The 20,557-nt window shown below is 70.5% G+C and carries 20 protein-coding genes; 9 read left to right on the top strand and 11 right to left on the bottom strand.

The genetic code is table 11. The features are described 5' to 3' along the window. Nucleotides 1–126 precede the first annotated feature (126 nt). Nucleotides 127–342: a dodecin gene (locus ACFYPA_RS01745; RefSeq protein ID WP_359084072.1), complete on the top strand. Its 216-nt coding sequence runs from the start codon at nt 127–129 to the stop codon at nt 340–342. A gap of 15 nt (nt 343–357) precedes the next feature. Here the strand turns inward: ACFYPA_RS01745 and ACFYPA_RS01750 are convergent, their stop codons facing one another. Next, the gene (locus ACFYPA_RS01750) at nt 358–849 is read right to left on the bottom strand and encodes a hypothetical protein (protein ID WP_359084073.1); all 492 of its coding nucleotides are present in this window, start codon (nt 847–849) and stop codon (nt 358–360) included. A 139-nt stretch (nt 850–988) separates the two neighbouring features. On the opposite strand from ACFYPA_RS01750, the gene ACFYPA_RS01755 reads away from it, so the two are divergent. Both ACFYPA_RS01755 and ACFYPA_RS01760 read left to right on the top strand, forming a co-directional pair. Next, nucleotides 989–3,412 (top strand): ABC transporter, encoded by a 2,424-nt coding sequence (locus ACFYPA_RS01755; protein ID WP_389128774.1) that lies wholly within the window; start codon nt 989–991, stop codon nt 3,410–3,412. 235 nt (nt 3,413–3,647) lie between these two features. After that, a complete protein-coding gene (locus ACFYPA_RS01760) occupies nt 3,648–5,414 on the top strand; it encodes a glycosyl hydrolase family 18 protein (protein WP_359084076.1) in 1,767 nt (588 codons plus the stop codon). A 64-nt stretch (nt 5,415–5,478) separates the two neighbouring features. Here ACFYPA_RS01760 and ACFYPA_RS01765 read toward each other — a convergent pair whose 3' ends face one another. From ACFYPA_RS01765 to ACFYPA_RS01775, 3 genes are read right to left on the bottom strand one after another with little or no spacing between them, the layout of a single operon-like run. Beyond that, on the bottom strand, nt 5,479–6,225 hold the full coding sequence (locus ACFYPA_RS01765) for a succinate dehydrogenase/fumarate reductase iron-sulfur subunit (protein WP_389128778.1): 747 nt from the start codon (nt 6,223–6,225) through the stop codon (nt 5,479–5,481). Then, nucleotides 6,222–8,171: a fumarate reductase/succinate dehydrogenase flavoprotein subunit gene (locus ACFYPA_RS01770; protein ID WP_389128781.1), complete on the bottom strand. Its 1,950-nt coding sequence runs from the start codon at nt 8,169–8,171 to the stop codon at nt 6,222–6,224. The genes ACFYPA_RS01765 and ACFYPA_RS01770 overlap by 4 nt, the downstream gene beginning before the upstream one ends. A gap of 1 nt (nt 8,172) precedes the next feature. Next, nucleotides 8,173–8,880, bottom strand: a complete 708-nt coding sequence (locus ACFYPA_RS01775; RefSeq protein ID WP_359084079.1) for a succinate dehydrogenase — start codon at nt 8,878–8,880, stop codon at nt 8,173–8,175. Nucleotides 8,881–8,974: 94 nt separating this feature from the next. On the opposite strand from ACFYPA_RS01775, the gene ACFYPA_RS01780 reads away from it, so the two are divergent. Then, entirely contained in the window at nt 8,975–9,892 is a 918-nt protein-coding gene (locus ACFYPA_RS01780) for a LysR substrate-binding domain-containing protein (RefSeq protein ID WP_359084080.1), read from the top strand. Nucleotides 9,893–9,912: 20 nt separating this feature from the next. Here the strand turns inward: ACFYPA_RS01780 and ACFYPA_RS01785 are convergent, their stop codons facing one another. The 4 genes from ACFYPA_RS01785 to ACFYPA_RS01800 form a co-directional block, all read right to left on the bottom strand. Beyond that, the gene (locus tag ACFYPA_RS01785; RefSeq protein ID WP_359084081.1) at nt 9,913–12,087 is read right to left on the bottom strand and encodes an EAL domain-containing protein; all 2,175 of its coding nucleotides are present in this window, start codon (nt 12,085–12,087) and stop codon (nt 9,913–9,915) included. After that, complete coding sequence (locus ACFYPA_RS01790; protein ID WP_359312405.1) at nt 12,084–12,902, bottom strand: SAM-dependent methyltransferase; 819 nt, start codon at nt 12,900–12,902, stop codon at nt 12,084–12,086. Before ACFYPA_RS01790 ends, ACFYPA_RS01785 begins: the two co-directional genes overlap by 4 nt. A 202-nt stretch (nt 12,903–13,104) precedes the next feature. Beyond that, entirely contained in the window at nt 13,105–14,064 is a 960-nt protein-coding gene (locus ACFYPA_RS01795; RefSeq protein WP_389128786.1) for an SCO0930 family lipoprotein, read from the bottom strand. A gap of 296 nt (nt 14,065–14,360) precedes the next feature. Then, nucleotides 14,361–14,744, bottom strand: a complete 384-nt coding sequence (locus ACFYPA_RS01800) for a hypothetical protein (protein ID WP_359311836.1) — start codon at nt 14,742–14,744, stop codon at nt 14,361–14,363. Nucleotides 14,745–14,826: 82 nt separating this feature from the next. Between ACFYPA_RS01800 and ACFYPA_RS01805 the strand changes: the two genes are divergently transcribed. Further along, nucleotides 14,827–15,594, top strand: coding sequence for a hypothetical protein (locus ACFYPA_RS01805; RefSeq protein ID WP_359084084.1), 768 nt, complete (start codon nt 14,827–14,829; stop codon nt 15,592–15,594). Between the two features lie 172 nt (nt 15,595–15,766). Continuing rightward, complete coding sequence (locus ACFYPA_RS01810; RefSeq protein WP_359084085.1) at nt 15,767–16,321, top strand: hypothetical protein; 555 nt, start codon at nt 15,767–15,769, stop codon at nt 16,319–16,321. Between the two features lie 92 nt (nt 16,322–16,413). On the opposite strand, the gene ACFYPA_RS01815 is transcribed toward ACFYPA_RS01810, so the two are convergent. Continuing rightward, a complete protein-coding gene (locus tag ACFYPA_RS01815; RefSeq protein ID WP_389128789.1) occupies nt 16,414–17,130 on the bottom strand; it encodes a hypothetical protein in 717 nt (238 codons plus the stop codon). A gap of 313 nt (nt 17,131–17,443) precedes the next feature. Here ACFYPA_RS01815 and ACFYPA_RS01820 point away from each other — a divergent pair, with 313 nt between their 5' ends. Further along, nucleotides 17,444–18,103: a class F sortase gene (locus ACFYPA_RS01820; protein ID WP_359084088.1), complete on the top strand. Its 660-nt coding sequence runs from the start codon at nt 17,444–17,446 to the stop codon at nt 18,101–18,103. A 52-nt stretch (nt 18,104–18,155) separates the two neighbouring features. Here the strand turns inward: ACFYPA_RS01820 and ACFYPA_RS01825 are convergent, their stop codons facing one another. Further along, the gene (locus ACFYPA_RS01825) at nt 18,156–19,001 is read right to left on the bottom strand and encodes a polysaccharide deacetylase family protein (protein WP_359084089.1); all 846 of its coding nucleotides are present in this window, start codon (nt 18,999–19,001) and stop codon (nt 18,156–18,158) included. Nucleotides 19,002–19,165: 164 nt separating this feature from the next. Here ACFYPA_RS01825 and ACFYPA_RS01830 point away from each other — a divergent pair, with 164 nt between their 5' ends. Together ACFYPA_RS01830 and ACFYPA_RS01835 are read left to right on the top strand one after the other, a co-directional pair. Beyond that, nucleotides 19,166–19,627 carry a universal stress protein gene (locus tag ACFYPA_RS01830; RefSeq protein ID WP_359084090.1) on the top strand — a complete coding sequence of 154 codons (462 nt, stop codon included), beginning with the start codon at nt 19,166–19,168 and terminating at the stop codon, nt 19,625–19,627. Between the two features lie 187 nt (nt 19,628–19,814). After that, nucleotides 19,815–20,384, top strand: a complete 570-nt coding sequence (locus tag ACFYPA_RS01835) for a sigma-70 family RNA polymerase sigma factor (protein ID WP_359084091.1) — start codon at nt 19,815–19,817, stop codon at nt 20,382–20,384. Here ACFYPA_RS01835 and ACFYPA_RS01840 read toward each other — a convergent pair. Continuing rightward, the gene (locus ACFYPA_RS01840; protein WP_359311827.1) at nt 20,318–20,515 is read right to left on the bottom strand and encodes a zf-HC2 domain-containing protein; all 198 of its coding nucleotides are present in this window, start codon (nt 20,513–20,515) and stop codon (nt 20,318–20,320) included. The two genes, ACFYPA_RS01835 and ACFYPA_RS01840, sit on opposite strands and share 67 nt — an antisense overlap. Nucleotides 20,516–20,557 lie beyond the last annotated feature (42 nt).

Raw genomic sequence — 20,557 nt, forward strand, 5'->3', positions numbered from 1 at the left:
CGTGGCTGGATTTTGGTATGGACCAATCCTTTGGTCAAGGGCGGTTCCGGACAGACCGGCTCCCCGCGACCTCTCGCGAACCTCGCCCAGGTGGGGCACCTTGGTAAAAGCGAGAGGAGACAAACCATGTCCAATCACACGTATCGCGTCACAGAGATCGTAGGAACCTCCCATGACGGCATCGATGCGGCGATCCGCAACGGCGTCGCGAGAGCTTCGGAAACGTTGCACAATCTCGACTGGTTCGAGATCACACAGGTGCGCGGACAGATCAAGGATGGCCGGATCGAGCACTACCAGGTCGGCCTGAAAGTCGGCTTCCGCCTCGACGACCCGGAGTGACCGCTCCGCCCCCGGTCAGGTGCGGCCCTCGCGTTCCTGGGCGTCCTTCAGGGCGGCCGAGGCGGGCGTCCAGCGGGCGCGCACGACGGTGAATCCGGCCAGTTCGGCGGCGTCGCAGACCAGCTCGTCGTCATCCACCAGCATGCGCACCGCACGGCCCCGGGCCAGCTGTCGCAGGATCTCCAGCTTGGTTCTGCGGGCCGGCCGGCGGTCGTCGTCGCGCCGCATGTGGAGCCGCCCCCCGGGCAGCCCCTGCCGGGTCAGCCAGGCCACGGTGTCCTTGCGGCAGCGCTCCGGCCGGCCGGTGAGGTAGACGACCTCGCACTCCTCGGCACTGCTCAGGGCGAGGCGTACGCCTTCGGGCAGCGGCGGGTCGGCGGGAGCGGCCGAGAAGAAGCCCGCCCAGTCGCGCCGGGGGCCCTCCAGGTAGTGCTGGCGGTGGGCGGTGTCGGCGAGTGTGCCGTCCAGATCGAAAACGGCCAGCGGCCGCGCGTCGTCGTCTCTCATGTGCTCAGCAAACCAAGGCATGGCGGCGATCGACGACCCGGCACGTCCGGCCGCACCTCTCCGCGCCCGGGCGCCGGCACCTAGAATCGAACCGTTTGTCCCGGTCAGCCCGCCCCGAGCCCTACGGAGCCCCGCCCTCATGCCCACCCCCCACGATGCGTACGTCAGGGTCCGCGGCGCACGCGAGAACAACCTGCGGGACGTCCGGGTCGACATCCCGCGCGACACCCTCACCGTCTTCACGGGCGTCTCCGGCTCCGGGAAGTCGTCACTGGCCTTCGGGACGATCTACGCGGAGGCCCAGCGCCGCTACTTCGAGTCCGTCGCGCCCTACGCCCGGCGGCTCATCCACCAGGTGGGCGCACCGAAGGTCGGGGAGATCACCGGGCTGCCGCCCGCCGTCTCGCTGGAGCAGCGCCGCTCGGCGCCCGGCGCCCGCTCGTCCGTCGGTACGGTGACCACGCTGTCCAACTCCCTGCGGATGCTGTTCTCGCGAGCCGGGCAGTACCCGCCGGGGGCGGAGCGGCTGGACTCGGACTCCTTCTCGCCGAACACCGCCGTCGGAGCCTGCCCGCAGTGCCACGGTCTCGGCCGGATCCACCGCACCACCGAGGAACTCCTCGTCCCCGACCCCGGGCTGTCCATCAGGGCCGGGGCGATCGCGGCCTGGCCGGGAGCGTGGCAGGGCAAGAACCTGCGCGATGTGCTGGACGCCCTCGGTTACGACATCGACCGGCCGTGGCGCGAGCTCGATCCGGCCGACCGGGAGTGGATCCTGTTCACCGACGAGCAGCCGGTGGTCACCGTCCACCCGGTGCGCGACGCGAGCCGGATCCAACGCCCGTACCAGGGCACGTACATGAGCGCGCGGCGCTATGTGATGCACACGTTCGCCGACTCCCGCAGCCGTACGCTGCGCGCGAAGGCCGAACGCTTCCTGACGAGCGCGCCCTGCCCGGTCTGCGGTGGCAGCCGGCTGCGGCCGGAGGCCATGGCGGTGACCTTCGCGGGCCGTAACGTCGCGGAGCTGGCGGGCCTCGCGCTCACGGATCTCGCCGAGGTGCTGACGGCGGCCGACGGGGACGACACCGCCCGGGTGCTGACGGGAGATCTGCTGGCCCGGATCGGGACGGTCACCGAGCTGGGGCTCGGCTATCTCAGCCTCGACCGTACGGCTCCTACGCTCTCCTCCGGCGAGCTCCAGCGGCTGCGGCTGGCCACCCAGCTGCGGTCGGGGCTCTTCGGCGTCGTCTACGTCCTGGACGAGCCGTCGGCCGGGCTCCACCCGGCGGACACGGAGTCGCTGCTCGCGGTGCTCGGCCGGCTCAAGGAGGCCGGGAACACGGTCTTCGTCGTGGAGCACCAGATGGACGTGGTGCGGCAGGCGGACTGGCTGGTCGACGTGGGGCCGCTGGCCGGTGAGCACGGCGGCCGGGTCCTGCACAGCGGGCCACCGGCCGGGCTCGCCGAGGTGACGGAGTCGGCGACGCGGCGCTTCCTCTTCGACGACGCACCCGCCCCCGTGCGCGAGGTGCGCACGCCCTCGGGGTGGCTGCGGCTGCGCGGGGTGGACCGGCACAACGTGCGCGGCGTGGACGCGGCCTTCCCGCTCGGGGTGTTCACGGCCGTCACCGGGGTCTCGGGCTCGGGCAAGTCGACGCTGGTGGGTCAGGTGCTGGCGGGTGTACTGGCCGACCGGCGGGCCGTGGACGCCCCGGAGGAGGTTGTGGAACGACCGGCTCCCGGCTGCGCCTCGGCGGAGGGGCTGGCGGCGGTGGACCGGCTGGTCCAGGTCGACCAGCGGCCCATCGGCCGTACGCCCCGTTCCAACCTGGCCACGTACACCGGCCTCTTCGACGTCGTGCGCAAGCTGTTCGCCGCGACGGACATGGCGCGTGCGCGGGGGTACCGGGCCGGCCGGTTCTCCTTCAACGTGACGGGCGGGCGGTGCGAGACCTGCCAGGGCGAGGGGTTCGTCTCGGTGGAGCTGCTCTTCCTGCCCAGCACCTACGCGCCCTGCCCGGACTGCCACGGCGCGCGGTACAACCCGGAGACGCTCGATGTCACCCTGCGCGGGCTGAACATCGCTCAGGTGCTGGACCTGACGGTGGAGTCGGCGGCCGGGTTCTTCGCGGACACGCCCGCAGCCGGGCGGAGCCTGCGGACGCTGCTCGATGTCGGGCTCGGCTATCTGCGGCTCGGGCAGCCGGCGACGGAGCTGTCCGGTGGTGAGGCGCAGCGCATCAAGCTGGCGGCGGAACTGCAGCGCGCCCGCCGGGGTCACACCCTGTATCTGCTCGACGAGCCGACGACGGGGCTGCATCCGGCCGATGTCGAGGTGCTGATGCGGCAGTTGCACGGGCTGGTCGACCAGGGCAGCACGGTGGTGGTCGTGGAGCACGACATGGCGGTGGTCGCGGGCGCCGACTGGGTGATCGATCTCGGTCCGGGCGGCGGCGACCGGGGCGGCAGGATCGTGGCGGCAGGGCCGCCCCCGGAGGTGGCCCGCGTGCGGGGAAGCCGGACGGCCCCGTACCTGCGGGCGGCGCTTCATCTCGACTGACCACAACTCCCTCTGAGGACATACGAGTTGCCACCTCCGGCAAGCAAAGAGGAATGAAACAGTAAAGAACGTTGACAGTTAGCTGGTCCAGACCAATCATGGGCATGCCTCACGGTCGTTCCTTGCCGTGCGGCATGTGACCCCGGCCGGGAATCACAGGAACGGGCCGCGCCCCTCACCGGGCGCGGCCGAGCCGTGCGATCCCCCGTTGTCCCACCCCGCTGGGAGCTGCCCCATGAGACGTCCAAGAACAGCCGGCGCCGTCCTCGGCGCCTTGGCCACCGTCGTCGCGTCCGCAGGCCTGGTCCTCGGATCAGGCGCCGGCGCGCACGCCGCCGCGACCGCCGCCACTCCCCTGCCCGCGCACGTCTTCGCCCCGTACTTCGAGGCGTGGAACGGCGACAGCCCGGCCGCGCTCTCCCAGGCGTCCGGCGCCAAGTACCTGACCATGGCCTTCATCCAGACGGAGGCCCGAGGTTCCTGCACCCCCTACTGGAACGGGGATGCGGGCACCCCCATCGCCCAGTCCGAGTTCGGCGCCGACTTCACCACCATCCGCTCGCGAGGCGGCGATGTGATCCCGTCGTTCGGCGGCTACTCGGCGGACAACGGCGGTACCGAGATCGCCGACAGCTGTACGAGCGTCGACTCCATCGCGGCGGCGTACGAGAAGGTCATCACGACCTACGACGTGTCCCGCCTCGACATGGACATCGAGGACAACTCGCTGGAGAACAGTGCCGGGATCGACCGCCGCAACAAGGCGATCAAGAAGGTCCAGGACTGGGCTGCCGCCAACGGGCGCTCGGTGCAGATCTCGTACACCCTGCCGACCACCACGGGCGGGCTGGCCGACAGCGGTCTCGCGGTGCTGGAGAACGCGGTGTCCAACGGGGCGAAGGTCGACGTCGTGAACCTCATGACGTTCGACTACTACGACGGCGCCGCGCACAACATGGCGCAGGACACCCGGACGGCGATCACCGGCCTCAAGGGCCAGCTGGCCGGTCTCTACCCGTCGAAGACCGACGCCCAGCTCTGGGGCATGACCGGCATCATCGAGATGCCGGGCATCGACGACTACGGCCCGGCCGAGACGTTCACCACGGCCGATGCCACCCAGGTCTACGACTGGGCCGTCACCAAAGGCGTCAGCACCCTGTCGTTCTGGGCGCTCCAGCGCGACAACGGCGGCTGCCCGGGCACCGGCGGCAGCGACTCCTGTTCCGGCATCGCTCAGGACACCTGGTACTTCAGCCACACGTTCGCCCCGTTCACCAGCGGTGGCAGCGGCCCGGTGACGGACGACTACTCGGTGGCGCTCACGCCCGGCTCGGCGACGGTCGCACCGGGCGGATCGGCCACGGCCACCGTGAAGACGGCGGTCACCTCGGGCAGCGCCAGGACCGTCGCGCTGACGACGAGCGGGGCGCCGGCCGGAGTCACGGCGTCCCTCAGCCCGACGTCGGTCACCGCGGGGGCCACCTCGACCCTGACGGTCAGCGCCTCGGCGTCGGCCGCGCCCGGCACGTACACGATCAACGTGACCGGCACTTCGGGCACGGTGAGCCACACGGCCCCGTACACCCTGACCGTCTCCGGTCCGGGCGGCGGCACCGGATCCCTGGTCAACGGCGGCTTCGAGACCGGTTCGCTCGGGCCCTGGACCTGTGAGTCCGGTGGCGCGGTCGTCTCCTCCCCGGTGCACGGCGGTACGCACGCGCTGGCCGCGGCGGCGACCTCCTCGCAGACCGGCGAGTGCACCCAGACGCTCACCCTGTCCCCCAACACCAAGTACACCCTCCAGGGGTGGGTGCAGGGGAACTACGCCTACCTCGGCGTCCGGGGCGGCGCCTCGGCGAGCACCTGGGGCCTGTCGAGCGGGTACGCCAAGCAGTCGGTGGCCTTCACCACCGGGGCGAACGGCACGGTGACCGTCTATCTGCACGGCTGGTACGGGCAGGGCACGGTCTACGGGGACGACCTCTCCGTGACCTCCTGACCGACGGTACGACAGGATCCCCGGTCCCGGAGGCGGGCGGCCTCCGGGACGGGGTTCTCGTGCTTCAGCGGTGGACCTTGCGGGTCGCCCGCAGCCACTCCTTGTTCATCGCGGAGATCGACGGCAGCGGGATGCCCTTCGGACAGGCCGTGGCGCACTCACCGGTGAGCGTGCAGCCGCCGAAGCCCTCGCTGTCCATCTGCCCCACCATGTCCAGGACCCGCGTCTCACGCTCCGGCGCGCCCTGCGGCAGGACGTTCAGGTGGTTGACCTTCGCCGACGTGAACAGCATCGCCGAACCGTTGGGGCAGGCCGCGACACAGGCGCCGCAGCCGATGCACTCGGCGTGCTCGAAGGCGAAGTCGGCATCCGGCTTGGGCACGGGCGTGGCATGCGCGGCGGGCGCCGTGCCGGTCGGAGCGGAGATGTAACCGCCGGCCTGGATGATCCGGTCGAACGCCGAACGGTCCACGACCAGGTCCTTGACTACCGGGAAGGCCGAGGCCCGCCACGGCTCGATGTCGATCGTGTCGCCGTCCCGGAAGGACCGCATGTGGAGCTGGCAGGTGGTGGTGCGCTCCGGGCCGTGGGCGTCGCCGTTGATGACGAGGCTGCACGCGCCGCAGATGCCCTCGCGGCAGTCGTGGTCGAAGGCGACGGGGTCGTCGCCGGCGAGGATGAGCTCCTCGTTGAGGGTGTCGAGCATCTCCAGGAACGACATGTCCTGCGAGATTCCGCCCACCTCGTAGGTGGACATGGCGCCGGGGGCGTCGGCGTTCTTCTGGCGCCAGACGCGCAGGGTGAGCTTCATGCGTAGCTCCGCTGAGTGGGGTGGACGTACTCGAAGACGAGGTCTTCCTTGTGCAGGACGGGGGCTCGGCCGGTGGCCGTGAACTGCCAGGCCGCACCGTAGGAGAACTCCTCGTCGCGCCGGGCGGCCTCACCGTCCGGGGTCTGCGACTCCTCGCGGAAGTGGCCACCGCAGGACTCCGCGCGGTGCAGGGCGTCGAGGCACATGAGCTCGGCGAGCTCCAGGTAGTCGACGATCCGGTTGGCCTTCTCCAGCGACTGGTTGAACTCCTCGCCGGTGCCGGGGACCTTGATGCGGCGCCAGAACTCCTCCCGGATCTGCGGGATCCGGTCGATCGCCTTGCGCAGCCCCTGTTCGGTGCGGGCCATTCCGCAGTACTCCCACATGAGTTCACCGATCTCCCGGTGGAAGGAGTCGGGGGTCCGGTCACCGTCGACGGCCAGCAGCAGATTGAGCCGGTCCTCGGTCTCGGCGACGGCCTCCTCCACTGCCGGGTGGGCGGCGTCGACCTCGTCGTGGTGCGGGTTGCGGGCCAGGTAGTCGTTGATGGTCGCCGGCAGGACGAAGTAGCCGTCGGCCAGGCCCTGCATCAGCGCGGAGGCGCCGAGCCGGTTGGCGCCGTGGTCGGAGAAGTTGGCCTCGCCGATCGCGAACAGCCCCGGGATCGTGGTCTGGAGGTCGTAGTCGACCCAGAGCCCGCCCATCGTGTAGTGCACGGCCGGGTAGATCCGCATCGGGGTCTCGTACGGGTTCTCCGCGGTGATCCGCGCGTACATGTCGAAGAGGTTGCCGTACTTCTCCTCGACCTCGGCACGGCCCATCCGCTCGATGGCCTCGGCGAAGTCCAGGTAGACGCCCTGGCCACCGGGCCCGACGCCGCGGCCCTCGTCGCAGACGTTCTTCGCGGCGCGGGAGGCGATGTCACGCGGCACGAGGTTCCCGTAGGCCGGGTAGACGCGCTCCAGGTAGTAGTCGCGTTCGTCCTCGGGGATCTCGTTCGCCGGGCGGTCGTCGCCCTTGGCCTTCGGCACCCAGATGCGGCCGTCGTTGCGGAGCGACTCGCTCATCAGCGTCAGCTTGGACTGGTGGTCGCCGGTGCGCGGGATGCAGGTGGGGTGGATCTGGGTGAAGCAGGGGTTGGCGAAGTACGCGCCGCGCCGGTGGGCGCGCCAGATGGCGGTGGCGTTGGAGTTCATCGCGTTGGTCGACAGGTAGAAGACGTTGCCGTAGCCGCCGCTGGCCAGGACGACCGCGTCCGCGAAGTAGGTGCCGATCTTCCCGGTGACCAGGTCACGGGCGACGATGCCGCGCGCCTTTCCGTCGACGACGATCAGGTCGAGCATCTCGGTACGGGGGTGCAGTTCGACGTTGCCGGCGGCGATCTGGCGGGACAGTGCCTGGTAGGCGCCGAGGAGCAGTTGCTGCCCCGTCTGGCCGCGGGCGTAGAAGGTGCGCGAGACCTGGACGCCGCCGAAGGACCGGTTGTCGAGGAGGCCGCCGTACTCGCGGGCGAAGGGGACGCCCTGCGCCACGCACTGGTCGATGATCTCGACGGAGATCTGGGCGAGGCGGTGGACGTTGGACTCGCGGGCGCGGAAGTCGCCGCCCTTGACGGTGTCGTAGAAGAGCCGGTGGACGGAGTCGCCGTCGTTGCGGTAGTTCTTCGCCGCGTTGATGCCGCCCTGGGCCGCGACGGAGTGGGCGCGGCGGGGCGAGTCCTGGAAGCAGAACTGGACGACGTGGTAGCCCTGTTCGGCCAGCGTCGCGCCGGCCGAACCGCCGGCCAGGCCCGTGCCGACGACGATGACGGTGTGCTTGCGGCGGTTGGCCGGGTTGACCAGCTTGGCCTCGAAGCGCCGGGTGTCCCAGCGCTCGGCGACGGGGCCGTCGGGAGCCTTGGTGTCGGTGACCGGTGTGCCGGTCACGTAGTCCGTGTAGTCGTTCATGTCAGCTCACCACTCCGGTCATGACGGCGACGGGTACGGAGACGAAGCCCACCGTCAGCACCAGCGCGAGGACGTTGGCGATGGTCTTCAGGACGCGGTCGCGGGTCGCGCGGCCCGCGCCGAGGGTCTGTGCCGCGCTCCAGAACCCGTGCTGGACGTGCAGCCCCATGGCGAGCATGGCGACGATGTAGATGACGTTGCCGTACCAGGTGGAGAAGGTGTCGATGACGTTCTGGTACGGGTGCCCGGACTGGAAGCCGCCCGTGTGCACGGTGCCGGTCGTCAGGTCCAGGATGTGCCAGACGATGAACAGCGCCATGATGATGCCGCCGTAGCGCATGGTGTTGGTGGCATAGCTCGCGCGCGGCTTCCTGTGTACGTACTTGGCGGGGCGCGCCCTGAGGTCGCGCCGGCTGAGCTGGTACGCGGAGACCGCGTGCAGCACCACGGCCGCGACGAGCACGACACGGACGATCCACAGCGCCCACTCGTGGTGCAGGAAGGGCTCGCCCATCACCCGCAGCCAGTGCGCGTAGCCGTTGAACTCGTCGGAACCGAAGAAGATCTTCAGGTTGCCGACCATGTGGACGACCAAGTAGAGGAGCATGATCAGACCGCTCACGGCCATGATCGTCTTCTTGCCGACGGAGGAGTCCCAGAGCGTGCGCGTCATGGACGGCCGTCGGTCCGTCCGTGTTGCCAATGCCATGGACACGACGCTAGGGCCGAGGGCCCGATCAGTCCAAGACATGGAATGGCTCATATCCATAGGCAGTCGCTATCGACAGCGGTAGGCTGAAGGTATGCAGTTCCAACAGCTCACCTATTTCGTCGCGGTCGCCGAGGCCAGGCACTTCACCCGCGCCGCGGAGGAGGTGCACGTCTCGCAGCCCTCGCTCTCCCAGCAGATCAGAGCCCTGGAGAACGAGCTGGGCGCCGAGCTGTTCAGCCGGGCCCGGGGCAACATCACGCTGACGGACGCGGGCGAGGCCCTGCTGCCGCTCGCCCGGCGCATCCTGGCCGACGCCGACACCGCGCGGCACGAGGTCCAGGAGCTGGCCCAGCTGCGCCGCGGCCGGGTCAGGCTGGGGGCGACCCCCAGCGTCTGCACGGGGCTCCTGCCCGACGTGCTGCGCGCGTTCCACGACCTGCACCCGGGGATCCAGCTGCTGCTGGAGGAGGGCGGTTCGCACGACCTCGTACGGGAACTGGCGCGCGGCGCACTCGACCTGGCCCTGGTGGTGCTGCCGTTGCCCGCTGCCTCACCGGCCCTGACCACGGTCGAGCTGCTCCAGGAGGATCTGGTCGTGGTCTCCGCGGCGGGCGGCCCGCGGCCCGGACGCGGCGGCACGGTCCGGATCGCGGATCTTCAGGGTGAGCCCCTGGTCATGTTCCGCCACGGCTACGACCTGCGGGAGCTCACGGTCGCCGCCTGCCGCGCCGAGGGCTTCGAGCCGACGTTCACGGTGGAGGGCGGCGAGATGGACGCCGTACTCGGCTTCGTGCGGGCCGGCCTGGGCAGCGCGCTCGTACCGAGCATGGTCGCGACCCGGGCCGGCCAGGGCCTGCGGACGACACCCCTGGCGCGGCCGGGACTGCGCCGCACGATCGCCCTGGCGCACCGCAGCGACGTGGCCCCGCCGCGGGCGGCGCGCGAGCTGCAGCGGGTGCTCCTGGCCAGCCGTGCGGACGCTGTGCCCCCGAGCGCGGGACGGGCTTGAGCGGACAGCGTCCGCGCGGCTCACACCGCGTCGGCCAGCAGCAGGGAGTGGATCCGGTCCGGCGCACCGGGGCGCGCGTAGTACCAGCCCTGCGCGGTGTCGCAGCCCAGCTGTCGCAGCTGCTCGGCCTGGGCCCCCGTCTCCACGCCCTCCACCGTCACGGCCAGGTCCAGGCTGTGCGCGAGCGACACGATCCCCTCGACGATCTTCAGGTCCACCGGGTCGGCCGGATGGTGCTGCATCCCCTGGGTGAAGGACCGGTCCAGCTTCAGGACGCTCACCGGCAGCCGCCGCAGGTTCGCCAGATTGGAGTACCCCGTGCCGAAGTCGTCGAGCGCGATGTCGACGCCCATCTCGGCCAGCTGCCGCAACGGCTTCAGCAGGTCCTCGTCCGCCCCGATGAGCGCCGACTCGGTGACCTCCAGGCACAGCGCGCCCGCTTCGAGCCCCGAGCGCTCCAGGACCTCGACGGTCTCCGCGACCAGCCGCGGGTGGTGCAGCTGGGCCGGTGAGAGGTTGACGTTGATCCGCAGCGGACCGCCGTCGGTGTGGCGCTCCTGCCAGAAGTTGGCCTGGCGTACCGACTCCTCGAGCACCCAGCGGCCGAGCGGCACGATCAGCCCGGTGTGTTCGGCGAGCGCGATGAACCGGTCCGGTCCCAGCACCCCGTGCTGCGGGTGGCACCAGCGTACGAGCGCCTCCGCGCCGTGCACCGAGCCGTCGTCCAGGTGCACCAGCGGCTGGTACTCGATGAAGAACTCGCCGCGCTCCAGCGCCGCCGGCAGCGCCGTGGTCAGGCCGTGCCGGGTGATCGCACGGGCGTCCGCCTCCGCGTCGGCGAACTCGAAGCGGTTGCCGCCCGCGGACTTGGCCCGGTACATCGTGATGTCGGCGCTGCGCAGCACCTCAGCGGCGCTGCGTTCGCCGGCCGGCCCCTCGACGATGCCGATGGACCCGCGGACGGTCAGCTCACGCCCGTCGAGGCGGATCGGCGCGGCCAGCACACCGAGGATGCGGCACGCCAGCTCGTCGACCTCCTCGGCGGTGTCCGGTCCGGTGGTGAGCGCCACGAACTCGTCGCCGCCGAGCCGCGCCACCATCTCGCCGGGCGCGGTCGCGCAGCTCTGCAGCCGGTCCGCGACCTCGACCAGCAGCCGGTCGCCCGACGCGTGGCCCAGGCTGTCGTTGATCGCCTTGAAACCGTCCAGGTCCAGATAGCAGAGGCCGAACCGGCCTCCGTCGCCTGCTGAGAGCGCTTTCTCGAGACGCTCGAAGAAGAGCGTCCGGTTCGGCAGGCCGGTGAGCGCGTCGTGCGTGGCCTCGTACCGCAGCCGCAGATTGAGCAGCCGCCGCTCGGTGGTGTCCTCCATCAGTGCCAGCTGGTACTCCGGCCGGCCTTCGGAGTCGCGCAGCAGCGACACCGTCAGATTGGTCCACAGGACGGTGCCGTCGTTGCGGTAGTACGCCTTCTCGACCCGGTAGTGCTCGCGTTCGCCTCGGACCAGCTCGTTGTAGTACTTCCAGACCTGCGGGGTGTCCTCGGGGTGGACCCACTCGTTGAGGCGGTGGCTCAGGACGTGGTTCTCGAGACCGCCGAACATCCGGGTGAGGGTGTCGTTGATCTCCAGCAGGTTGCCGTCCAGGTCGGCGATGCCGATGCCGATGGCCGCGTCCTTGAAGACGGCCCTGAAGCGCGCCTCCGTCGCGTGCAGTGCCTGTTCCGCGTGCGAGCGTGCGGAGAGCGCTGAGCGGGCGATCGCCTCCTGCTCGGTGAGGGTCCGCTCGCGCAGCGCCTGGGAGAAGCCTCCCGCCACGGCGTGCTGGATGCGCGCGCAGCGGGAGCGGCTGTCCTCGGTCGAGAGCGTGGCCGGTCCGTTGCTTCCGCAGTAGAGCACCAGGTACGAGTCCACGACACCGAGCGTGGAGCTGAGCGCGTCCGGGTCCGTGCAGTGCGCCGCGACGAGGGCGGAGCCCACCCCGCTCGCGTGCGCCGCGTCGAACGGGCGGGCGTGCAGCGTGTCGCTGAGCGCGCGAGCGAGCGGGAGCAGATGCTGCTCGAACTCCGGCCGGGTCATGGAGGTGGCCGTCGACGGGAAGATGGCGCGGCTCCAGATCGTGGCGAATCTCCGGAGCCGGTCCTCGGGGCCGTCGGGCTCCGCGTCCGGGGCTCCGGACGCCTGGGCGGGAATACTCACGCCTTGCGTCCCACTCCGGCGAAGCCCGCGAAGGCGTACGGGTCCTCGTTCTCCTGCGCGACGGGGCTCTCGGGGCGCCAGTCGGGCATCTGCACCAGTCCGGGCTCGACCATTTCGTAGCCCTCGAAGAAGCGGGCGACCTCCTCGCGGGAGCGCATGACCAGCGGGTTGCGGATGTTCTTGTACACCCCCACCGCGCCGCCGGCCTCCTCCCTGGTCACCGGAACCCCTTCGTACGAGGCGTGGGTGACGACCAGGAGGCTTCCCGGGGCCAGGATGTCGCGCAGCGCGGCGACGGCGGTCTGCGGGTCGTCGGTGTCCTCGATGAAGTGGAGGACGGCGACGAGCAGCAGCGCCACCGGACGGTCGAAGTCGAGCAGCTTGGAGATCTCGGGGTTGTCGCGGATCTCATCGGGCCGGCGCAGGTCGGCGGAGGCGATCACCGCGCCGTCGTTGCCTTCGAGCACGGCCTGGCTGTGTGCGACAGCGACCGGATCGTGGTCGACATAGGCCACTTTGGCCTGCGGGTCGATCGTCTGGGCGACCTCGTGAACGTTTCCGAAGGTCGGTATCCCGGAGCCGATGTCAAGGAACTGCGTGACGCCCTCGTCCAGTGCGAAGCGCACGGCACGGCGCATAAAGGCCCGGTTCGCCTGCATGATCTTGGGAAGTCCCGGCATGAACTCCATGGCCTTGCGAGCCGCTTCCCGGTCCACCTCGAAATTGTGCGAGCCGCCCAGATAGAAGTCGTACATTCGGGACACGCTCGGCACCGAAATGTCAATGCCTTGCGGTGCCCAGGCGGGACGCTCCATCGATGTCTCCAACAAGTCGCCACGGTGATCCGGCCATGTTCATGGTCAGTGTTGACCAGAGGCTACTGATCCACCGCCAGGAGAGCGAGCGGAAACGGAAATTAGCGGTCCGTTATTGGTCACACACCCGTGGCATGTGCAACCGCCCCGTCGCTGCCTGTGACATTCGGCGACGGGACGGTGCGAGAAGGCCGGTGGGCGCCTACTTCGGCGCACCGACGAGCTTGGCGTGGGGGGACACGGCGTACCATGTGCCCCCGACGCCCTGGCCGTTGGTGTCACCACGCCTGACGTCCCCGGAGAAGGTGTAGAGGGGCCAGCAGTCAATGGCCTGCTGCTTGAGTCCGTCGGGCCGGTCGAAGGTGACAAAGCCCTTCGTGGTGACGCCCTTCACATCATTCTTCGCGACCGGTGCGACAACCGGCCACTTCGAGAGACAGGCCTTGGTACAGGCCGACTTCATCGGCCAAGCGACATCCTTCTTGAACCGGTAGACCGTCATGCCGCGCTTGTCCACGACGATATCGCCGAGTTTCGGATCCTTGCGCACCGAGAGCCCCGCGAGGTCGGCCGGTTCCGTACCGGAAGGGCCGTCCGCGTTCACCGCCGCCTTCTTCCCGTCCGGCGCCGAGGCGAACCAGGTACCTCCCACTCCCTGCCCCTGGGCGTCACCCGGCTGCGCATCCTTGGCGTACCGGTACATCGGCCATCCCGCCAGGGTGAGTTGCTGCGTACCGTCGGCACGGGTGACCTTCCCGACCAGAGCGGCATCGCTTCCGGCGGCGGCTGTGACATTGCCCGCCGGCACCGGCGGCCAGACTTTCGCGCAGTCGCCCTCGCAATTCGACTTGGGCGGGTTCGCGGTGTCCTTGTCGAATCGGTAGAGGGTGAATCCCTCGCTGTCCGTCACGACTTTGCCGAGCTTCTTGCTGTCCCACACCGCCAGCTGACCGGCCTGCTTCGCCGAGGCGGTCTCCGTCGTCGCCCCGGAGCCGTATCCGCTGTCCGACCCATAGCTGTCGGCCGCCTGACCGGCCGGACTCGCGTTGCCCACGTTCTGCCCGTTGGGCGACTCTTCGCCCTTGTCCTGACCGCACGCCGTCGTCAGCGCCAACAGGGTCACCGCGGTCACCGCGAGCGAGGCGTTCCGCCAGGTGTTCATGTCAACTCCCGTGGTACTTCTGCCAGTTGCGACGCGGGTTCGCGCCGTTCATGACCCTCAATACGGGCGCCGGGCCGTTCTTTGTTCAATGCGTACGCAGATTCTTCCGGAGCCTCAAACCCCGAGTGCCTCATGTCCCCTCCATCAGGGGAACCTTGCGCCCGTCCGGCGTACCCGGCCAAGGCCCGGAACATGCTTGCCCTCGTGTACGGATCACTCATCGGCCGACTTACCGCGGCCGTCGCTCTCACCTGGCTGCTGACCGCCCCGGCCCCCGCGCTGGCCGACAGCTGCGCCTACGCCTCGATCGGTGACGGTGACGGGGGCGTGGCAGTGGCCGACAGCGGCGACGGCAGCTGTTTCGCGGGGCCGGAGCCCGAGCCCGCGCCTTCACCGACCCCGAAGCCGAAGCCGCCGCCTCCGCCCCCGCCACCACCTCCTTCGCCACCGCCACCGCCGCCACCACCGCCGCCACCACCGGCCGCGCCGCCCGCACCCGAACCCGCGCCCGAGCCACCGCCTCCGCCTCCGCCGCCACCGCCACCACCGCCCGCTCCGTCGCCTCCTCCGTCTCCGTCCCCCACACCGTCCGCACGTCCGGCGCCTCCCGCGCCGGTGGCGCTTCCCTCGTACCGCAGACCCGTCCGGAAGGCACCGGAACGCCACACCTCCCTGGTCACGCTCACCTTGATGATCACCGCCCCCGCAGTGTTCGCCGTCGCCGTACTGCGGCCCCGTTCCCGATGACCTACGGAGGCACCCATGTCGGAATGGCTTGTTCTCACCCTCGCCATGGCCGCGGCCAGCGCCGTCGTGCTGACCATCGCCGTACTCAACAACCGGCGGCTGCCCGAGGACGACGACCCGTCCGAGACCCCTGACGTCATCGAGTACATGACGATGATGATCGGGGTGGTCTACGCGATCGTGCTCGGCCTCGCCATCGCGGGCGTCTGGGAAGGCCGCGGCGCCGCCCAGGAGTACGTACGCCAGGAGGCGCAGGCGCTGCACGAGGTCAGCGCGCGCTCCTCCGTCTACCCCGTCGAGGTCCGGACCCGGATCCGCGCGGACGTCGACGCCTATGTCAGCTACGTCGTGCACGACGAGTGGCGGACCATGAGCAAGCACGGCACGCTCAGCGACCGGGGCACCGAGCTCCTGGACCGGGTGCGCGCCGACGTCACGGACTACCGGCCCAAGACGGACCACGAGGGGCAGGCCTACCAGCCGCTGGTCGACCAGGTCGCGGCCGTGGACGACGCCCGCAACGCACGGGGGCAGAGCGCCGGCGCCACGATGCCGGGCGTCGTCTGGTTCGGGCTGATCACGGGGGCGCTGGTGACGGTGGGGCTGATCTTCACCCTGCAGATCCGCCGTACGTTCCGCGAACTGCTGCTGGCCGGTCTCTTCAGCGTGCTGATCGCCTTCCTCCTGTTTCTCATCTGGGACTTCGACTCCCCCTTCGGCCGGGGCATCTCGGCCACCGCCGCGCCGTTCCTGGATCTCTTCCCGGACGCGACGGGCGGGTAGACGACGCGTCCCCCGGGCGGTGCGCCGCTCGGGGGACAGCGGTGCCCCGGGCGGCGCACCCCGATCGCGGGCGAAATGCACCACTTCTAGCGTTGTCCGCATCGAGGTGCATTTCTGACGCTTTGTGGAAATCCGTTCCGCAGCTGCTCCTCGGGGACCCGGAGGATTCACCATGCGCGCAATACGTGTCACCCCCGTCGCTCTGCTCGGCGCAGCAGCACTCGCCCTGACCGCACCGGCTGTGACCGCGTATGCCGCTACCACGGGCGGTCCGTCCAACAGCGGGAGCGGCTACACCGTCACGCCCTCGGTGATCGCGCCCGGCGGACAGGTGACCCTGGCTGCCAAGGGCTGCTCCACCACGGCCACGGCGTCCTCGGGAGTGTTCGACACCGTCACCATCCCCCACGACGGCACGGGCAGCGCGACGGTCGACGGGGACGCCAAGCCGGGCGCCTCCTATGAGGTGACGTTCACCTGCAACACCTCGCCGAGCTCCATGGCGAAGGTGAACCTCACGATCAGTGCCGCCACGAGCACACCCACGACGAGCTCGACGAGCTCCGCGGTGTCCTCCGCCTCCCCGGCCGGTGTCCAGGGCGGTCTCGGTGGCAGCATCGACAGCATGAACACCGGCAAGATCGTGGCCGGCACCGCGCTGGCCGTAGCGGCCGCCGCAGGCACCGTCTTCGTGGTGCGGCGGCGCAGGGAGAGCCGCTCGCACTGACCGGCATCCGCCGGCGAACGAAAGTCGCCCCGAGTCCTCCTGGAGGACTCGGGGCGACTTCGGTTATCGGGCCAGGGGGTGCGTCCTTACGGTCAGACCGCCCCATGGCTCGTCCTCCGGCGGCGCATGACGTACATGCCTCCGCCGAGGGCCGCGGAGGCGACCAGGCCCGCGCCGACGCCCATCTCCGTCGGGCTCGCGGCCATCGAGCCACCGAAGCCGCCCTGCGCGCCGCGGCTGTTGAGCACGGTGAAGCGGTGTCCGGCCGTCCGGTCGGTGCCGTCGCAGCGCACCGTCAGGTTGTACGAGCCGGGCGTCGCGTCGTTGAGGATCCGCACCCGGGCGTGGCCGACCCGGCCCGCCGAGAGCCTGGTGGTGCGGAACGCGTTGGACGAGACGCTGCCGCCCCGGCCGCAGCCCTCGGCGCTGACCTGCATGGCCGCGCCCTGGTGCACGCGCTCGGGGTCGACGGTCACGTTGTTCGGGCCGTTGGCGCGGCCGTTGCCGTTCCCGTTCCCGTTGCCGTTCCCGTTGCCGTTCCCGTTCCCGTTGCCGTTGCCGTTGCCGTTCCCGTTGCCGTTCCCGTTCCCGTTGCCGTTGCCGTTCCCGTTCCCGTTGCCGTTCCCGTTGCCGTTCCCGTTGCCGTTCCAGTTGCCGTTGTCCCAGTCACCCGGGTCGTTCCAGTCGTTCTGGCTGTTGCCGTTGTTCTGGCCGTTCCCGACATCCCCACCGGCTGCGGCCATCGGGGCACCGAGCCCGAGAGCGGCGACGGCGGTCGCGGCGACAACGAGAGCGCGTGTAGCACGCATCGTTCGAACCTCCAGCGGGAAGCGACCCGGAACTCTGTGTGCCGGGATGAATCGACGAGAACGCTCCCCATGACGAACCCTCACCAGATCCCTGATCCAGCGCATTTCGGGACTGCTCCACCCCGGTGATCCGACACACCGTGCGGACACCCGCCGACCTGATGGAGCCGCAGGTCACAGAGCGTCAGAAGTTTTATCCGGCTACTACTCCGATGAGAAGTCCCCCGGACCGCCGCCACCCGTTCGCACTTCCCTGAGTGCCGCGCGAGCGCCTCACGCCTAGCGTTCCCCTCGTCGCGACGAAGGGAGAACCATGGGCCGGGACAACTGGCGCCCCGAACGGATCAGACACTCGCCCTGGGGCGCACTGGCGCTGGCGATGCTCACCGGTCTCGCGCTGATGCGGAACGGCGCGGACCTCTCACCCGGCCCGCCGCAGCCGGTCGCCGCCACCTCGGTGGACCAACACAAGGTCGCCCCGGGCTCCCCGGTGGCCGGCCCGGCCGTGAAGCCGCTGGCGTTCGCGCCCGTCGCACGCGTGGCCATCCCCTCGATCGGGGTCGACGCACCGGTCATCGATGTGAACCTCGACGCGAACGGCTGGATCGAGACACCGCCCCCGCAGGATCCCAACCTGGCCGGGTGGTACCAGAACGGCATCGCGCCCGGACAGATCGGCACCTCCGTCGTCGTCGGTCACGTCGACAACCAGGCGGGCCCCGCCGTCTTCTACGGGCTGGGCTCGCTGAAGAAGGGCAAACGCATCGAGATCACCCGCAGTGACGACCGGGTCGCGGTGTTCGAGGTCTACGGCGTCGAGGTGTTCTCCAAGGACGACTTCCCCGGCGCCCGCGTGTACGGCGACACGGGGCAGGCGGAGCTGCGGGTCATCACCTGCGGCGGCGGATACACGAAGGCCAACGGCTACGACGGCAACGTGGTGGCTTTCGCCCGCCTGGTCGCGACCCGCTGAGGGCCTGCTGCCGGGGCCCGCTGTCCCGCCCCGGCAGCATCTCCCGGCCGGGTCAGCGGCGCTCCGGCACCGTGATCCGGTAGCCGTCGTCCAGCAGCTCCGGCAGATAGCGGCGCAGCGCGGCCACACTCTGCGAACGGTTGCCGCCCGCGTCGTGCGAGAGCACCACGACCCCCGGCGCCGCGCCCTCCCTGACCCTGCGGACGATGCTGTCGGTGCCCGGCTCGGTCCAGTCGAGGGTGTCCACCGTCCACGCCATCGGCTCCATGCCGAGCGCGGCCCCGATCTCGAACGAGTTCCGGTTCCAGGCCCCGTAGGGCGCCCGGTACCAGAGCGGCGCCGCGCCCGTGATCCTCTCGATCGTCTCGCTGGTACGGCCCAGCTCATCGGTGACACCGGCCCGGGAGAGTTTGGTGACCAGCGGGTGGGTCCACGAGTGGTTGCCGACGGTGTGTCCCTCGTCGGCGATCCTGCGGACCAGGTCCTGGTTGTCGTGGGCCATCTCCCCGCAGAGGAAGAACATCGCCCGTACGTCGTGCCGGCGCAGCGCGTCCAGGATGTGCGGGGTGTAGAGCGGATCGGGTCCGTCGTCGAAGCTCAGGACCATGGCCCGGCCGATGTCGGGCAGTTCCTCGAAGGGGCGGGTACGCACCGGTGGCGCCGCCGGACGGTAGCGGGGCGGGCTGTCCGCGGTCATGGGTCTCAGCCGGTAGGCGAGCGGCCGGGTCCGCAGGGCGGCTGCCTGCGGACCGGCCGCGGCGGCCGACGGCGGCGCGGGACGCCGGAACGGCGTACCGGCGGAGTCCGCCGCGACCAGGCGCACGACAGTGGCGGCACCCAGCCCGGCCGCCAGCCTCAGCAGCGTTCTGCGCATCGGCGGCATCTGATCATTCTTCATGACCCACTGCTCGCACATCCGCTCTGTCTCCCTTCTCAACGACACCGGTCATGGAGGGTTTTGCACCCAATGGGGGGAGCGCGCCCGCGCAACCGGCAGCAGCGCGCCGGGGCACTCGGGAGCCCGGGCCGGGGCCGGCCGGGCGAGCCGATAGCCTCACTGCCGTGACAGACCAGCAGCCCCACCAGTTCGAACGTGGCACAGACGGCCCGAAAGTGATCGTCGCGGGCCTCGACGGTTCCGAGTCCTCCATGCGCGCCGCGGCGTATGCCGCAGGTCTCGCCCGCCGGCAGCGGGCCATGCTCGCCCTCGTCTACGTCCAGCCCGTACTGGCGGCGGGTGCCGCGCTCGGTGCGCCGGTCGGTGACGCGACCGGGGACGTCGCGGAGGGGCTGGTGAGCGAGATCCGGGAGTCGACGGAGCGGATGAAGGACATATGGGACGTGCGCTGGGAGTTCCACACCTTTCGCGGTGATCCCTACAACGGTCTGGTGACGGCGGCGGACGAACTCAAGGCCGACGCCGTCGTGGTGGGCGCGTCCGAGTCGGCGGGGCACCGGTTCATCGGGTCGGTGGCCGTCCGCCTGGTGAAGGCCGGGCGCTGGCCCGTCACCGTGGTCCCGTAACCGCGCCGTCCCCGCTCGCACCGGCCCCGCGCCGCCGCCGCCCGACCGTTCACCGCACCATTCGCCGCTCCGTGCGACCGCTCGTCGCACGGAGCCGCGTATGTCCTGTTCCCCCGGGCGCGAATGCGTTCGTATACGCCAGTCGGCAACGAGGCGGCACGGACCATGGCGGGGAAGGGCGTTCACCATGACCACGACGACGACCGATGAGCAGGCACTCGCGGATCTGCAGCGTGAGCACGGTCCCGCCCTGTTCCATTTCCTGCTGGGCCTGACGTTCGGCGACCGGCAGCGGGCCGAGGATCTCCTCCAGGAGACGCTGGTGCGGGCCTGGCAGCACCCGGAGGCGTTCGACGGCCCGTACGAGTCGATGCGGCCCTGGCTGTTCACGGTCGGGCGCCGGCTGGCGATCGACGCCCGCAGGTCACGGCTGGCGCGGCCGGCCGAGGTCGGTGACGCGGTGCTGGAGAGCGCCCCGGGCGGGGAGGACACCGCGGAGTCCGCGGTCGCGGCACTCGATGTGCGGAAGGCGGTCCGCACCCTCAGCCCGGAACACCGGGCGGTGCTCGTCCAGATCTACTTCCGGGGGCTGAGCGTGGGCGAGACCGCGGAGGTTCTCGGGATACCCGCCGGCACGGTGAAGTCCCGCTCGTACTACGCGCTGCGCCTGCTCTCCCGCAACCTGCCCGGCTACTCCAGCAGGTCCTCCTCGGTGAGCAGCGGGAGCAGGGCCGCCGCCTCCGCGACCGCCGCGTAGTCGGCGGCGCAGCGGTCGCAGGTCCGAAGGTGGCGGGCGACGGCGCGCGCCTCCCCGGCCGCGAGCGCGTCCAGGACGTAGGCGCCGAGCAATTGCCGCATGTGCGGTCCCTCCGCTGGGTCGGCGGTCATCGCAACCTCATGTCTGTGACGCATCGGGTCCGACGGATCCTG

The sequence above is a fragment of the Streptomyces sp. NPDC005775 genome (assembly GCF_042871565.1).
GTDB lineage: Bacteria > Actinomycetota > Actinomycetes > Streptomycetales > Streptomycetaceae > Streptomyces.

Excerpts from the sequence above, each read along its gene's own strand:
- ACFYPA_RS01840 (WP_359311827.1), bottom strand. The coding sequence starts at position 20,515 with ATGACCGCCGACCCAGCGGAGGGACCGCACATGCGGCAATTGCTCGGC.
- ACFYPA_RS01750 (WP_359084073.1), bottom strand. The coding sequence starts at position 849 with ATGAGAGACGACGACGCGCGGCCGCTGGCCGTTTTCGATCTGGACGGC.
- ACFYPA_RS01790 (WP_359312405.1), bottom strand. The coding sequence starts at position 12,902 with ATGGAGCGTCCCGCCTGGGCACCGCAAGGCATTGACATTTCGGTGCCG.
- ACFYPA_RS01760 (WP_359084076.1), top strand. The coding sequence starts at position 3,648 with ATGAGACGTCCAAGAACAGCCGGCGCCGTCCTCGGCGCCTTGGCCACC.
- ACFYPA_RS01835 (WP_359084091.1), top strand. The coding sequence starts at position 19,815 with ATGACCACGACGACGACCGATGAGCAGGCACTCGCGGATCTGCAGCGT.
- ACFYPA_RS01755 (WP_389128774.1), top strand. The coding sequence starts at position 989 with ATGCCCACCCCCCACGATGCGTACGTCAGGGTCCGCGGCGCACGCGAG.
- ACFYPA_RS01795 (WP_389128786.1), bottom strand. The coding sequence starts at position 14,064 with ATGAACACCTGGCGGAACGCCTCGCTCGCGGTGACCGCGGTGACCCTG.
- ACFYPA_RS01825 (WP_359084089.1), bottom strand. The coding sequence starts at position 19,001 with ATGAAGAATGATCAGATGCCGCCGATGCGCAGAACGCTGCTGAGGCTG.
- ACFYPA_RS01810 (WP_359084085.1), top strand. The coding sequence starts at position 15,767 with ATGCGCGCAATACGTGTCACCCCCGTCGCTCTGCTCGGCGCAGCAGCA.
- ACFYPA_RS01770 (WP_389128781.1), bottom strand. The coding sequence starts at position 8,171 with ATGAACGACTACACGGACTACGTGACCGGCACACCGGTCACCGACACC.
- ACFYPA_RS01780 (WP_359084080.1), top strand. The coding sequence starts at position 8,975 with ATGCAGTTCCAACAGCTCACCTATTTCGTCGCGGTCGCCGAGGCCAGG.
- ACFYPA_RS01775 (WP_359084079.1), bottom strand. The coding sequence starts at position 8,880 with ATGGCATTGGCAACACGGACGGACCGACGGCCGTCCATGACGCGCACG.
- ACFYPA_RS01745 (WP_359084072.1), top strand. The coding sequence starts at position 127 with ATGTCCAATCACACGTATCGCGTCACAGAGATCGTAGGAACCTCCCAT.
- ACFYPA_RS01815 (WP_389128789.1), bottom strand. The coding sequence starts at position 17,130 with ATGCGTGCTACACGCGCTCTCGTTGTCGCCGCGACCGCCGTCGCCGCT.
- ACFYPA_RS01805 (WP_359084084.1), top strand. The coding sequence starts at position 14,827 with ATGTCGGAATGGCTTGTTCTCACCCTCGCCATGGCCGCGGCCAGCGCC.
- ACFYPA_RS01820 (WP_359084088.1), top strand. The coding sequence starts at position 17,444 with ATGGGCCGGGACAACTGGCGCCCCGAACGGATCAGACACTCGCCCTGG.
- ACFYPA_RS01765 (WP_389128778.1), bottom strand. The coding sequence starts at position 6,225 with ATGAAGCTCACCCTGCGCGTCTGGCGCCAGAAGAACGCCGACGCCCCC.